The sequence below is a fragment of the Nocardiopsis dassonvillei subsp. dassonvillei DSM 43111 genome (genome assembly GCF_000092985.1).
GTDB classification, from domain to species: Bacteria; Actinomycetota; Actinomycetes; order Streptosporangiales; family Streptosporangiaceae; genus Nocardiopsis; species Nocardiopsis dassonvillei.
Genome location: NC_014210.1, coordinates 4,896,907 through 4,910,002, shown reverse-complemented (window position 1 = coordinate 4,910,002; position 13,096 = coordinate 4,896,907). Strand labels below are relative to the sequence as shown.

The following is a 13,096-nucleotide window of genomic DNA, read 5'->3' as shown; positions in this document are numbered from 1 at the left end:
CCGTGCCGCCGCCGCAGGGGGCTGGGGCGACGGCACGGCCCTCCCTCTTTCCCTCCCTCAGCCCGCGGCGGCGGTCTGGCGGGCGGAGCGCTCCACCCGTTCGATCCGCACGGCGGCGGCCTTGTACTCCGCGGTCCCCGCGATGGGGTCCGTGGCGTCGATGGTCAGCAGCTGGGTGTCCACCTGGTCGGGGAAGTGGAAGGTCATGAACACCAGGCCGGGCCGCATGGCCTCGGTGACCGAGACCGGGACCAGCACCGAGCCCCGCCGGGAGGTGACCCGGACCGTCTCCCCGTCGGCGACGCCGAGCTTGGCCGCGTCCTCGGGGGACAGGTCCAGCAGCTCGCCCCGGCGCAGCGGCGAGGAGAACCCGCTGGTCTGCACGCCGGTGTTGTAGTCGTCCAGCCGTCGGCCGGTGGTCAGGCGGAAGGGGAAGTCCTCGTCCAGCAGGTCCACCGGCGGCGAGTGGCCCACGATCCCGAACGGCGCGGGTTCGCCGCGCTCGGCGGGGTCCTCCGACCACAGCCGCGCGTGCAGGTAGCTCGGCTCCACGGTGTCCTCGGAGTAGCACGGCCACTGGATGCCGTGCAGCTCGGCCAGGCGCGCGTAGCTCATGCCCCGGTGCATGGGGGAGAGCGAGCGGACCTCGTCCCAGATCTCCTCGGCCGAGGGCCGCGTCCAGTCGTGGCCCAGCCGGGTGGCCAGGTCGCACATGATCTCGATGTCGTCGCGGGCGCCCTCCGGCGGGTCCAGCGCCCTGCGCACCAGCTGCACGCGGCGCTCGCTGTTGGTGAAGGTGCCGTCGGACTCGCACCAGGACGCGCTGGCCGGGAGCACCACGTCGGCCAGTTCGGCGGTGCGGGTCAGGAAGATGTCCTGCACGACCAGGTGGTCCAGGCCGCGCAGGCGTCGGGTGGTCTTGTGCGTCTCGGGCTCGGACTGGACGGGGTTCTCCCCGATCACGTAGAGCGTCCTGAGCTCGCGCTCGTCCATCGCCTCGAACATCTGGGTCAGGTTCAGGCCCTTGACGGGCTGGATCTCGCGTCCCCAGGCGGCCTCGAAGGGCGCGCGCACCCGGGCGTCCAGGATGTCCTGGAACCCGACCAGCCGGTCGGGGATGGCGCCCATGTCGCCGCCGCCCTGCACGTTGTTCTGGCCGCGCAGCGGGTTGAGCCCGGAGCCGTACCGCCCCACGTGCCCGGTGAGCAGGGACAGGTTGATCAGCGAACGGACGTTGTCGGTGGCGTTGTGGTGCTCGGTGATGCCCAGCGTCCAGCACATCTGGGCGCGCTCGGCGCGGGCGTAGGCGTGCGCCAGCTCGCGGATGGCCTCGGCGGGCACGCCGGTCTCGGCCTCGGCGGCGGCCAGCGTCCACGGTTCGACCAGCGCCCGGTACTCCTCCAGACCGGTGGTGGCGCGCTGGACGAAGGTGTCGTTGGCCAGCCCGGCGTGCAGGATCTCGCGGCCGATGGCGTGCGCCAGGGGGATGTCGGTGCCCACGTTCAGGCCCAGCCAGCGGTCGGCCCACTCGGCGGTGGGGGTGCGCCGGGGGTCCACGACGAACAGGCGCGCCCCGCGCCGCACGGCCTTGAGCACGTGCTGGAAGAAGATCGGGTGGGCGAAGCGCGGGTTGCCGCCCCAGATCACGATGAGGTCGGTGTCCTCGATCTCGGTGTAGGAGGAGGTGCCCCCGCCCGAGCCGAAGGCCGCGGCCAGTCCCGCGACGCTGGGCGCGTGGCAGGTGCGGTTGCACGAGTCGACGTTGTTGGTGCCGACGACGACGCGGGTGAACTTCTGCGCCATGAAGTTCATCTCGTTGGTGGCGCGGGCGCAGGAGAGCATGCCGAAGGAGTTGGGGCCGTGCTCGGCCACCCCGCGCCGGAACCCGGCGGCCGCGCGGTCCAGGGCCTCCTCCCAGGAGGCCGGGCGCAGCTCGCCGCCGTCACGGACGAGGGGTCGGGTGAGTCGGGTGAGGGGTGCGGAGGGTTCGTCGGATCGCATGTGGCCTCGCATGGTGTTCGTGGCCGGATTCGTCCGGGCCGCCGGGCGGCGATATTGTGCGGATACTGCATACAGTATTGAGACGGTGTGGGCAAGGGTCAAGGGTGCGCTGGCGCGCTAGGCGGCGACGGAGGGTGCCGCGGGCGCGGGGGCGGGCGCGTCGAGCATCCGGGCGTTGAGCAGTCCCGCGACGGCGTCCACCGCCCGGAGAGCGGGGGCGGGGGCGCCGGTCAGGTCGGCCAGCTCCACCACGGCGGACAGGATGACGTCCAGTTCCATGGGGCGGCCGCGTTCCAGGTCGTGCAGGGTCGAGGTGCGGTGGTCGCCGGCGCGCTCGGCCCCTGCCAGGCGCCGGTCGATGGAGACGGCGGGGCGCACGCCCAGCCGCGCGGCCACGTCCAGGGTCTCGGCCATCATGGTGCGGGCCAGTTCCCTGGTCGGGCGGTTGCGGCAGATCTGCACCATGGTGGAGCGGCTCAGCGCGCTCAGCGGGTTGAAGACGATGTTGCCCATCAGCTTCACCCAGATGTCCTCGCGCAGGTCCCGCTCGATCGGACACTTGAGCCCGCCCGCCTCCATCGCGGCCTGGAGGTCGCGGCAGCGCCGGGAGGAGGAGCGGTCCGGCTCGCCGATGGAGAACCGGGTCCCCTCGATGTGCCGGATCACGCCGGGTCCGGCGATCTCGGTGGCCGCGTAGACCACGCAGCCCACGGCGCGCTCGACCGGGATCGTCCGGCTGACCGCGCCGCCGGGGTCCACGCTCTCGATCCGGTGCCCGGCCAGGGGCCCCTCGATCCCGTGGAAGTACCACCAGGGGATGCCGTTCTGGGCGGCGACGACCATGGTGGAGGGGCCCATCAGGGGGCGCAGCAGCGGGCCGCAGGCCGCGTAGTGCTGGGCCTTCAGGCCGAGGATGACGGCGTCCACGGGCCCGACCTCGGTGGGGTCGTCGGTCGCGTGCGGGTGCGCGTCGAAGTCCCCGCGCGGGCTGAGGACCCGGACTCCCCGCTCGCGCAGGGCCCGCAGGTGCTCGCCGCGCGCGATGAGGTGCACGTCGGCCCCGCCCCTGTGCAGCGCGGCTCCCGCGTAGGCGCCGATCGCTCCGGCGCCGAGTACGGCGATTCGCATGAGGACTCCTTTCCATAAAATACTGTATACAGTATGCTTCAGGGCAGCGTTCTTCACCCGACGACAGGGAGAGAAGGAATGCCCGACCCGGTTGCCCCGGAAACTTCTCCGCTTCTTCCCGGAAAAAGCCGCCCGCGCGCACCGCTGCCCTGGACCAGGGCGCGGGAGCTGGCGTGGGCGACCGGCGCCGAGGGTGGACAGCCCATGGCCGAGGAGCCGCTCGACGGCGCCCTCGGTGCCACCCTCGGCGCCGACCTCGTCTCGGTGGTCGACGTCCCGGTGCTGGACAGCGCGGCCATGGACGGGTACGCGGTGGCCGGTGAGGGCCCCTGGACCGTCCTCGGCCGCTCGCTCGCCGGGCGGCGGGGGCCCGTCGTCCGCCTGAACCCGGGGGAGGCGGTGGAGGTCGCCACGGGCGCCGTCGTGCCGGAGGGCACCACCGCCGTCCTCCCCTGGGAGCGGGCGGCGGCCTCCTCCGGGCGCGTGCGCGGCGCGGCCGAGGCCGGCAGGCACATCCGCCGCAAGGGCGAGACCACCCCCGCCGGGGCGCTGGCCGCGCGCCGGGGCAGCCCCGTCACCCCCGCCCTCCTGGGGCTGGCCGCGAGCCTGGGCCTGGACACGCTGCCCGTGGTCCGCCCCGCGGTGCGCGTCCTGGTCACCGGGGACGAGGTCGTGCGCGAGGGGAGACCGCGCCCGGGCACCGTGCGCGACGCGATCGGCCCGCTGCTCCCCGGCCTGGTCGCCTGGGCCGGAGGGCGCTGCCTGCCCCCGCTGGCGGTCGCCGACCGGGGCCGGGACACGGCCCGCGCCCTGGAGGCGTCCGGGCCCTCCGAGGTCGTCGCGGTCTGCGGCTCCTCCTCGGCCGGGCCCGCCGACCACCTGCGCCCGGTGCTCACCGCGCTCGGCGCGCGGATGGTCGTCGACGGGGTGGCCTGCCGCCCGGGGCACCCGCAGGTGCTGGCCGTGCTGCCCTCGGGAACCGTGGTCGTGGGACTGCCGGGCAACCCCGGCGCCGCGCTGGCCGCCGCGCTCACCCTGCTCGTCCCGGTGCTCGCCGGTCGCGCGGACCGGCGCGACCCCGCCCACCTCGGCCGACGGGTCCGGCTCATCGGGCCGACCCGGCCGCACCCGACCGACACCCGCCTGGTGCCGGTGCGCGTCAGCCGCGACCTGGCGGTGGAACTGCCCGGCACCGGCTCGGCCGACCTGCGCGCCGCCGCCGTCGCCGACGCCCTCGCGGTCGTGCCGCCCGGCCGCCGGACGGGGCGCGTCGAACTCGTGGAGCTGCCGTGAGGGCACACGTGGCCGCCGCCTTTTGTACACTGTCTACAAAGCCCACGCATCCGGATGGAGCCGCCCTATGTCCCCACAGGGGTTGAACGCCGTCGCGGGACGGGTCCAGCGCCCCGTGCCGCTGCGTGAAGCCGTGTACGAGGCCATCCTCGACCTGATCACCAACCGGTCGCTCTCACCCGGTCAGCACCTGGTGGAGACCGAGCTGGCCCAGACCCTCGGCGTCTCGCGCCAGCCGGTCCGCGAGGCGATGCAGCGGCTCAGCAACGAGGGGTGGGTGGACCTGCGGCCCGGGTACGGGGCGTTCGTGCACACGCCCACCGAGAGCGAGGCCGACCAGCTCCTGGCCGTGCGCGCCCTGCTGGAGACGGAGTCGGCCCGCCTGGCCGCGCAGAACGCCTCGACCGAGCAGATCGGGACGATGCGCGACCTGGTCGCCGCCGGGCGCGCGGCCACCGACCGCGCCGACACCGACGCGGTCGTCCAGGCCAACGCCGACTTCCACCGCACCGTCACCGAGGCCTCGGGCAACCGGGTGCTCGCCGAGCTGGCCGCGCAGGTCGACCGGCGGGTGCGCTGGTACTACGCCCCGGTCGCCCGCGTCCGCGGCGCCGCCTCCTGGGACGAGCACTCCGCCCTCGTCGACGTCATCGAGGGCCGTGACGCGGACGCGGCGCTGCGGCTGATGAGCGAGCACACCGAGCGCACCCGCCGCACCTACCACGAGCAGGTGGACGGCGTGGAGGGCTGAGCCGCCCCGCGCCCATCCCCTCACCCGCGGCGGCTCAGGCCTCCACGACCCGGTACGCGCTGCCGTCGTCGTCGCGGGTCAGGTAGCCCTCGTCCACGAGGTGGCGGCGCATGGCCGAGTGGTCGTCGCAGCAGGACCGCAGGGCGGCGTTCACCTGCTTCTCGGTGTAGGTCGCCCCGGGGGCGAAGAACCGGTCGGTGATCCGCGCGAACACCCGCGCGCGCAGCTCGCGCCTGGCGGGCAGCGCGCTCAGCCGCCCCTCGTGGAACAGCGCGTCCACCGGGTCCCGGCGCACCGGCCGGTGCTCCTCCAGGGCGGCGGAGAACACCTCCGGCACGCACACCAGGCGGTCGCCTTCCTCGCGCACCAGCCCCGCTTCCACGAGCCGGGACATGTCCCGGCGCCCCCGCGACCCCCGCGCGCGGACCTCCTCGGCGGGCAGCCCGCCGGCTCCCGCGCCGACCACCCGGGCGTAGAGCTCCAGGCGGTCGGGGTCGGCCAGGGACGAGACGATCTGGGTGGGGTGCGGCAACGGCGGGCCCTCCTCCGGGTACGTGTGAGGCGACCCTAGGAGGCGGACCCGGCGGGGGTCCAGGCGTTTTTTCAGCGCTCTGCCAGGAGCTGCTCGACCACCCGGCCCACACCGTCCTCGTTGGCGGACGGGGCCACCCGCAGCCCCAGCGCCGGGTCGAGCAGGTCCGGGTGCCCGCTGGCCATGGCGTAACCCCCGCCCGCCCAGGACAGCGCGGCCAGGTCGTTGGGCATGTCGCCGAAGGCCACCACCTCCTCGGCGGCCACCCCCCACCGCTCGCAGACCATCGCGAGGGTGCTGCCCTTGTTCACGCCCGGCGCGCTCAGCTCCAGCAGGCTGTAGCTGCCCGAGAAGGTCACCTCCGCCAGCGACCCGACCGCCGCCGCGACCGTCTCGTGCAGCTCCTCCACCCGCATGTCGCGGGAGCGCACGAGCATCTTGGTGATCGGGGTGGCCCGCCTCAACAGGGTCTCGGTGTCCTCCAGCACCTCGCGCACCCACTCGCCGGACAGCCACGGCTCCAGGTGGTAGTCGGCGTCGTGGAAGAAGTCGGTGCCGGTCTCGATGCCGTAGCCGATCCCGGGCAGCTCCGCGTTGACCTTCTCGACCACCGAACGGGCGGTCTCCGGGGAGATGGCGCGTACCAGCGGTTCGTCGCCGGGCACGTGGGCCAGCGAGCCGTTGCCGCAGAGCACGGCGGCGCAGGGGAGCTGCTCGGCGATGTGCTGCGTGGTCCGCGGCGGTCGCGCGGTGGAGACCACCACCCTGACGCCCGCCTCCGCGGCGGCGACCAGCGCCAGCCGGTTGCGTTCGGAGACCAGGCCCCCCGCGTCCAGGAGTGTGCCGTCGAGATCGGTCGCGATAACCCGGGGAAAGACCATGGTGGGCATTATGTCTGTTCCCGGTGACGTTGCGAAGCGGTTTTGACCCGTCTCACACGAGCGGGAGCAGGGAGCCGAAGGCCGCCGGGACCCGTTCCACCACCCCGCCCCGGAACACGTCGTACAGGTCCAGGGACTCCAGGTGGACGTAGCCGATGTGGCAGTCGCAGCTGGTCAGCGGGCACGCGCGGGGGCCGAGCCCGGCGGCGAACGAGCCGTCGTAGAGGTTGCCCATCGGCGTGTCCACGAAGTGGCACCGGCGCACGTCGCCGTCGCCGTTCACGGACAGCACAGTGTCACCGGTACGGCAGGGCAGACCCCGGCTGGGGTGGGGGCTGCGGCTGTAGTGGAAGTGGGGGTCCAGGGCCTGCCACAGCTCGGCCTCGGCGTCGGTGTAGGTGCGCCCCTCGGCGGCGTTCACCCACAGGTACACCCGCTCGGGCAGTTCGGCGCGCATCCGCCGGGCCGCTTCGAGGTGCTCCGGTTCGCCGACCACGCCGACGCTGAACCGCACCCCCATCCCGTCCAGCTCGCGCGCCTTGGCCAGGAAGCGCTCATGGGTCACCTGACCGGGGTGGTAGGTGGTCCACAGCGCGGCGGTGCCGGTGTCGCAGTCGGCCAGCCAGCCCAGGCGGCCGCTCAGGTTGGTCTGGATGGCCACCCGTTCCACGTGCTGCAGGTGGCTGAGACGGATGATCGCGGTCCGGTACCAGGACCGCACCAGCCCCTCGCCCCACGGGGTGAACAGCACCGAGATCCGGGTGCCGGGGTGTTCCGCCTCCAGCGCGGACACCCAGCCGGTGAAGCGCTCCAGCGCGGCGCGGTCGGCGCGCAGCGTCTCGGGGTTGTCGCGCCGCTTGGCGAAGGGGCAGTACGGGCAGTCGTAGTCGCAGCTGGCCAGCGGGCCGCGGTAGAGCAGGGTCAGGTGCGGCGGGAGCGCGGAGGCCCGGGCCGGGGACGAGGAGGAAGGGGTCACCGCGCTCACCGGGCCTCGTAGTCGGCCATCAGGGCCGCCACCCCGGCGGAGAAGAACATCGGCCCCACCGCGTCGGAGTGCGCGAGCCCCTCCGGGGTCAGCCGCAGCAGGTCCGGCGCGCCGTCCCGCTCCAGCCAGCCGCGCCCGTCGAGCACCGCCAGGGTCGCGGCGAAGTCCTCCTCGGGGCGGGAGCCGAACCGGTCGGCGTAGGCGGCGGTGTCCATCCCCTCCGCGAGCAGCAGCGACTGGAGCAGGTGGCGGCGGCGCCGCTCGCCTTCGTCCATGCGGAACCCCACCTCGGCCCGTCCGAAGTCCGCTTGGCGGCGGCTCGTGTAGTCGGCGATGATCGACCGCACCTGCCCCACGCCCACGGCGTAGTCGAAGGAGTAGTGCGCGGCGGAGGTGTAGGACCGCGCCCCGCAGCCCAGCCCCACCATGCCGTCGGTCTGGCAGGAGTGGTCCGGGGCCTGCGTCTTCGGGGCGTCCGCCCGCCGGAACATGCGCATGGACACCTGCTCGTAGCCGCGTTCGCGCAGGTGGTCGCGGCCCTGCCGGTACAGGCCCAGCCGGTGGTCGTCCCACGCGCGGGCGCGGCGGCCCAGCCCGGTGAGCGGGCGCACGTACAGCGGGTACAGGTAGACCTCCTCGGGCTCCCACTCCAGCGCCGTGTCCAGGGAGTAGGCCCAGGTGCGGGCGTCCTGGCGGTCGATGCCGTAGATGAGGTCGAGGTTGAGGTCGGCCGAGGCGTGCTCGCGGATCGCGGCCAGCGCCCGGTCCACCTCGGCGCGCTTCTGCGGACGCCCGGCCGCGTGCGCCTCGGCGTCCAGGAAGCTCTGCACGCCCATGCTGATCCGGGTGGCGCCGCGCGCGTCGAGCACCGCCAGCCGGTCGGGCGTGGCCGTGGCCGGAGAGGTCTCCACCGACACCGGGATCGCCGACAGGTCCACCCCGAAGGCGCTCTCGGTGAGGTCGTAGACCCGGGTGAGCTCCTCGGCGGTCAGGTAGGTGGGGGTGCCGCCGCCCAGGGCGGCCCGGGCGAAGGCGGCGCCCTCCGGCAGCGCCCCGGCCACCGCCTCCGCCTGGCGCTCCAGCGCGTCCAGGTAGGCGGTGACCTGCTCGGCCGGGGGAGTGGAGCGGGTGAACAGGTTGCAGAACCCGCAGCGCATCTCGCAGAACGGGATGTGCGCGTACAGCGACAGCGCGCCGACGTCCTCGCCGCGCCACAGGTCGGCGAGCGCGGGGCGCTCGGTGAAGGGCCGGTAGGCGCTCTTGTGCGGGTAGGCGTAGACGTAGGACTGGTAGGGGGAGTCGGCGCGCACCGGTTCGGGGCGCGGGGTCAGGGTGGTGGTCACGCGGTCGCCTCCTGTGCGTCGGCGGGAGCGGTGCGTCCCCGGGGCAGGAACGCGTGGGCGTAGGGGACCGTCCACACGGTCTCGTGGCCGATCCGGTGGCCGGTGTAGCCGTCCTCCCCGTAGGCGGTGCCGTGGTCGGAGCACACGATCGCGAAGCAGGGGCGGCGGGCCGACATCGCGGCCAGCAGCGGCGGCAGGTGCCGGTCCACGTACTCCAGGGCCGCGGCGTGGCTCTCCCGGGTGTCGCCGTCCTCCCGGACGGCGCCGGGCAGGTGGAACCAGTTGGGCTGGTGCAGCGCCGACACGTTGAGCAGCAGGAACAGCGGCTGGTCCGCGGGGCGCTCCCCGGCGATCCGGGCCGCGCACGCCACCTGGTTCTCGAAGGAGCGGGGGTCGGTCACGCCGAAGGACTCCTCCCAGTGGCTCTCGGCGAACATGTCCGGGATGACCGAGCCCACCGCCGACCGCCGGTTGAAGAAGCCCGTGCCCCCCACGCAGGCCGTGTGGTACCCGGCCCGGGCCAGCCCCGAGGCCAGGTCGGGTGCCTCGAAGGTCCAGGTTCCGGGCGCGGTGGACACGCTGCCGGGGAACGCGGCGGCGAACAGGCGCGGGTGCGGCCCGGGGGAGGCGGGGGTGGGCAGGAACCCGGCGAGCATCGCCAGGTGGGAGGCGTAGGTGAAGCTCGCGGGCGCGTGCCTGCGCTCCCACCGCCCGTCCGGCAGCAGCCGGGCCAGGTTCGGGGTGCGTCCCGCCTCGGCCAGCTCGGCGGCCACGTCGTGGCGGAGGGTGTCCAGGGTGAGCAGCAGGATGTCGTGCGTGCCCACCACGGCGTTCATGTCGGGTGCGGTGCTGTTCATACGCTCTCGGGTTCGGGGACGGGGAAACGGCCGGTGGTCAGGGCGTGCAGCTGCTCGGCGTAGGTGTCGCGGCCCTCGTGCAGGACGCCGGGGAGCAGGTCGCCGAAGGCGTTGACCTCGCACACGGCGAACTCCCGCCACCCCGGGGAGGCCAGCAGGTCCACCCCGGCGTACAGGGTGCGCGGGAAGCACGCGGCGGCGGCCTCGGCCGTGGCCATCGCCTGCTCCCAGGCGTGGGGGCCCACCGACTCCCGCAGGGCCGCCAGGTCGCCCCGGGCGTTGCCCAGGTGCAGGTTGGTCATGGGCGAGGACGAGGAGCGCACCACGACGTGGGCGGCCCGGCCCGCGACCACCACCACGCGCAGGTCCACGGCCCTGCCCGCGAACCCCGCCTTGGGCACCCACCGCTCCACGTGCAGGTGGTCGGGGGCCAGGGCGTCCACCACCGCCGCGACGTCCTCCTCGCGGGTGTAGGTGCGCAGCCGCAGGCTGTTGTACAGCTCCACGGAGCCGTCGGCGCCCCGGACCAGGTCGGCCGAGGTGACCGCGCGGACCCGTCCGCCCGAGGCGGTGGCCAGCGCCACCACGCCGGAGGCCGAGGAACCGTGCGCGGGCTTGACGAACACCCTCGGCCAGCGGTGGGCCTCCATCGCCGCGCGCAGCGACGCGTAGCCGGTGACCGGTCCGGGCAGGGCGGGCGGCACCGGCACCCCGGCCGCCGCCAGGCGGGCGTGGCAGCGCCGCTTGTCGCACATGTCCACCAGGTCGGCGGGCTCCTGGAGCAGGGCCGCGCCCGGCGTGGCGCGCACCGCCTCGGCGAGCCGGTCCAGCGCGGCCCGGAACCCGGCGTGCTGGTCGCCGGTGCCCTCGGCCCGGTACAGGTCGGGGGTGTGCTCCCAGCCCCGCAGCAGGCGCTCGGTCTCGGCGTCGCCGCCGGGGGAGTCCACCCGGACCAGGGCGTCACGCGGCAGCTCCACCGGCCCGGCGGCCAGATCGCGCCACGGCACGACCACCGGTCCGGGCAGGCCGAGGGCCCCGGCCGCGGCGGCGAACAGTTCCAGGCGCCGGTGGCCGGGGACCCCGACGACGACCAGAGGCCGTCCCGGGGTCACTCCGCGACCGCGGTGTAGTAGTACGGCTCGCCGCCCCCGTGGGTGTACGGCTCCCGGTGCTCGGACAGGTCCACCTCCACCCCCGGCAGGGCGGCGCGGATCCGCGCCTGCACGCCCTCGGACAGGTAGTGGTGGTGCAGGTCCAGGCGGCGCAGCCCCGCGAACGCGGACGCGGACTCCACCAGGGCCTGTCCGCCCTTGTCGGTGAGGATGCCCAGGGACAGGTCCAGGACGTCCAGGGAGGCCAGGACGGGGGCCTTGGCCAGGACGGGGATCCACTCGTCCACGCCCTCGGCGTTGCGCAGGCCCAGGTAGCGCAGTTCGGGGAAGGCCTCGCCGGAGAGCACCCGCGCCAGGTCGTCCGGGGTGGTGTCACCCCGGTAGTTCTCCACGCCCAGCCACAGTTCGAGGTTCTCCAGGGAGGGCAGCGGCGAGGCGGCGATCTCGCGCGAGACCTGGCCGGGCAGGCCGCCGGTCTGCAGGACCAGGGTCCGCAGGCCGGTGTGCTCGGCCAGGGCCAGCTCCAGCTTGCCGTCGCCCAGGTAGGGGTCGCCGGTGCCGCGCACGGTCAGTTCCTCCAGCAGGGGGAACGCCGCCACCAGGGGCGCCAGGTCGGTCTGGTGGATCCAGGAGATCTCGTACTCCTCCTGGAGGATCTCGCCGAAGAACAGCGCCCGCAGTTCGGGGAACGCGTCGGCGTCGGCGATGAGCGCGTCGCGCGGGACGGTCGAGGGCGGCTCCTCCTCGAAGTCGCCCCAGCCGCCGACGATCAGGGCCCGGACCCGGCCGGTGTCCACGGCCGCGAGGAAGCGGGCGAAGTAGTCCCGGAAGTCCTCGGCCGGGTAGACCGACGAGACGCGCAGCCGCCACGCCACCGAGCCGGGGTCGGCGACCGCCGCGGTCAGCGCCTCGGGGGACTGGGGCGGGTCCTCGGAGTAGATGCCGCCCTCCTCGGTCTCGACCGCGGGGAACTCGACCACGGGCAGGCCCGCGAACTCGGTGATGTGGTGGCTGTTCGGCACAGGGGGCTCCTACCTCGGGGTTTCGGGCAGGAACATATCTAGCAGCCCGGAGTGACAGGACGGACGGCGCGGGCCCTACTCGGCGACGGCCGTGTAGTAGCAGGCCGAGTCGTAGTCGAAGTCCTCGTCCTCCCAGTCACTGCCGACCTCGCGGTCGGACAGGTCCACGTCCACCCCTGTCCCGGCGAAGGCGGCCCGGACGTGCTCGCTCATCTCCTCGGACAGGTAGTGGTGGTGCAGGTCGAGCCGCTTCAGGTGCGCGAAGGCGGGCGCGGCCTCGACCAGGGCACGAGCGCCCTTGTCGGTGAGGGTGCCCAGGGACAGGTCCAGGGTGTGCAGGCGGGAGGTGACGGATGCCGCGGCGAGGACCGGAACCCAGTCGTCGGTGTGCTCGGCGTTGCGCAGGCCCAGCGAGCGCAGTGCGGGGAAGGCCTCCCCGGACAGGACCGGGGCGAGGTCCTCCGGGGTCGTGTCGCCCCCGTAGTCCTCCACGCCCAGCCACAGCTCCAGGTGCTCCAGGTTCGGCAGTCCGGACGAGACGACCTCGCGGGTGAGCTTCGCGGGCAGTCCGCCGCCCTGGAGGGTGAGGCGGCGCAGTGAGTCGTGCCGGGGCACGTGCAGGCTCATCTCGCCCGTGCCGCGAACCCCGAACTCGGTCAGCCGGGGGAGGGCGGCCAGGACCGGGGCCATGTCGCCCAGCTCGATCCACGAGACCTCGATCTGCTCGAAGGTCACGTCGCAGTAGAAGAGGGAGCGCAGCCCGGTCAGGTCCGGCGCCACCTCCAGGAGGGCGCGCTTGAGGGGGTCGGGACACTGCACGGAGAAGGTCTCCCGCATGTCCCCGAGCACGACGGCGGAGACCCGGTCCTGGTCCACCTGCGCGATGAACCGCCGGTAGTCGTCCAGGGGCTCCTCGTCGTCGCTGAGGCGCCAGGCCACCGACCCGGGGTCGGCCAGGGCCGAGGCCAGCGCCGGGGGCGGGTACGGGCCGGGGGCGGTGAAGCTCCCGCCCCGCCACTTCGCCCTCTCGCGCTCCTTCTCGGCCTCCCGGGTCCACCCCTCTGAGGAGCGGTACTCCACGACGGGCAGTCCGGCGAACTCGGTCAGGTGGGCGTCGAAGGCCACGGGATCTCCCAGGGGGTGCGACGGGGTGTTGCGTCCATACCTACCAGCGGGCCCCGACAGCCCGGG

12 protein-coding genes are annotated in these 13,096 nt (G+C 74.2%); 2 read left to right on the top strand and 10 right to left on the bottom strand.

Annotated elements, in window-relative coordinates; translation table 11 throughout:
* Nucleotides 1-57: 57 nt before the first annotated feature.
* Nucleotides 58-2,001: a molybdopterin oxidoreductase family protein gene (locus tag NDAS_RS20335; RefSeq protein ID WP_013155114.1), complete on the bottom strand. Its 1,944-nt coding sequence runs from the start codon at nucleotides 1,999-2,001 to the stop codon at nucleotides 58-60.
* A gap of 117 nt (nucleotides 2,002-2,118) precedes the next feature.
* Nucleotides 2,119-3,129, bottom strand: a complete 1,011-nt coding sequence (locus tag NDAS_RS20330; RefSeq protein ID WP_013155113.1) for a 2-dehydropantoate 2-reductase — start codon at nucleotides 3,127-3,129, stop codon at nucleotides 2,119-2,121.
* Between the two features lie 204 nt (nucleotides 3,130-3,333).
* On the opposite strand from NDAS_RS20330, the gene NDAS_RS20325 reads away from it, so the two are divergent.
* Both NDAS_RS20325 and NDAS_RS20320 read left to right on the top strand, forming a co-directional pair.
* The gene (locus tag NDAS_RS20325) at nucleotides 3,334-4,422 is read left to right on the top strand and encodes a molybdopterin-binding protein (protein WP_013155112.1); all 1,089 of its coding nucleotides are present in this window, start codon (nucleotides 3,334-3,336) and stop codon (nucleotides 4,420-4,422) included.
* A gap of 67 nt (nucleotides 4,423-4,489) precedes the next feature.
* On the top strand, nucleotides 4,490-5,173 hold the full coding sequence (locus NDAS_RS20320) for a GntR family transcriptional regulator (protein ID WP_013155111.1): 684 nt from the start codon (nucleotides 4,490-4,492) through the stop codon (nucleotides 5,171-5,173).
* Between the two features lie 34 nt (nucleotides 5,174-5,207).
* On the opposite strand, the gene NDAS_RS20315 is transcribed toward NDAS_RS20320, so the two are convergent.
* The 8 genes from NDAS_RS20315 to NDAS_RS20280 all read right to left on the bottom strand — a co-directional run bounded on the left by NDAS_RS20315 (nucleotide 5,208) and on the right by NDAS_RS20280 (nucleotide 13,030).
* Entirely contained in the window at nucleotides 5,208-5,705 is a 498-nt protein-coding gene (locus NDAS_RS20315) for a DUF2087 domain-containing protein (protein WP_013155110.1), read from the bottom strand.
* Between the two features lie 71 nt (nucleotides 5,706-5,776).
* Nucleotides 5,777-6,595: an HAD family hydrolase gene (locus NDAS_RS20310; RefSeq protein WP_013155109.1), complete on the bottom strand. Its 819-nt coding sequence runs from the start codon at nucleotides 6,593-6,595 to the stop codon at nucleotides 5,777-5,779.
* Nucleotides 6,596-6,638: 43 nt separating this feature from the next.
* Entirely contained in the window at nucleotides 6,639-7,571 is a 933-nt protein-coding gene (locus NDAS_RS20305) for an STM4011 family radical SAM protein (protein ID WP_013155108.1), read from the bottom strand.
* Nucleotides 7,568-8,914, bottom strand: a complete 1,347-nt coding sequence (locus NDAS_RS20300; protein ID WP_013155107.1) for an STM4012 family radical SAM protein — start codon at nucleotides 8,912-8,914, stop codon at nucleotides 7,568-7,570. The genes NDAS_RS20305 and NDAS_RS20300 overlap by 4 nt, the downstream gene beginning before the upstream one ends.
* Nucleotides 8,911-9,771, bottom strand: a complete 861-nt coding sequence (locus tag NDAS_RS20295) for an STM4013/SEN3800 family hydrolase (protein WP_013155106.1) — start codon at nucleotides 9,769-9,771, stop codon at nucleotides 8,911-8,913. The genes NDAS_RS20300 and NDAS_RS20295 overlap by 4 nt, the downstream gene beginning before the upstream one ends.
* Nucleotides 9,768-10,883: an STM4014 family protein gene (locus tag NDAS_RS20290; protein ID WP_013155105.1), complete on the bottom strand. Its 1,116-nt coding sequence runs from the start codon at nucleotides 10,881-10,883 to the stop codon at nucleotides 9,768-9,770. The genes NDAS_RS20295 and NDAS_RS20290 overlap by 4 nt, the downstream gene beginning before the upstream one ends.
* Nucleotides 10,880-11,905, bottom strand: a complete 1,026-nt coding sequence (locus tag NDAS_RS20285; RefSeq protein WP_013155104.1) for an STM4015 family protein — start codon at nucleotides 11,903-11,905, stop codon at nucleotides 10,880-10,882. Before NDAS_RS20285 ends, NDAS_RS20290 begins: the two co-directional genes overlap by 4 nt.
* Before the next feature lie 75 nt (nucleotides 11,906-11,980).
* A complete protein-coding gene (locus NDAS_RS20280; protein ID WP_013155103.1) occupies nucleotides 11,981-13,030 on the bottom strand; it encodes an STM4015 family protein in 1,050 nt (349 codons plus the stop codon).
* Nucleotides 13,031-13,096 lie beyond the last annotated feature (66 nt).

What these genes read in the sequence shown, in the direction of transcription:
- NDAS_RS20335 (WP_013155114.1), bottom strand. Translation starts at nt 2,001, where the DNA reads ATGCGATCCGACGAACCCTCCGCACCCCTCACCCGACTCACCCGACCC.
- NDAS_RS20330 (WP_013155113.1), bottom strand. Translation starts at nt 3,129, where the DNA reads ATGCGAATCGCCGTACTCGGCGCCGGAGCGATCGGCGCCTACGCGGGA.
- NDAS_RS20325 (WP_013155112.1), top strand. Translation starts at nt 3,334, where the DNA reads ATGGCCGAGGAGCCGCTCGACGGCGCCCTCGGTGCCACCCTCGGCGCC.
- NDAS_RS20320 (WP_013155111.1), top strand. Translation starts at nt 4,490, where the DNA reads ATGTCCCCACAGGGGTTGAACGCCGTCGCGGGACGGGTCCAGCGCCCC.
- NDAS_RS20310 (WP_013155109.1), bottom strand. Translation starts at nt 6,595, where the DNA reads ATGCCCACCATGGTCTTTCCCCGGGTTATCGCGACCGATCTCGACGGC.
- NDAS_RS20295 (WP_013155106.1), bottom strand. Translation starts at nt 9,771, where the DNA reads ATGAACAGCACCGCACCCGACATGAACGCCGTGGTGGGCACGCACGAC.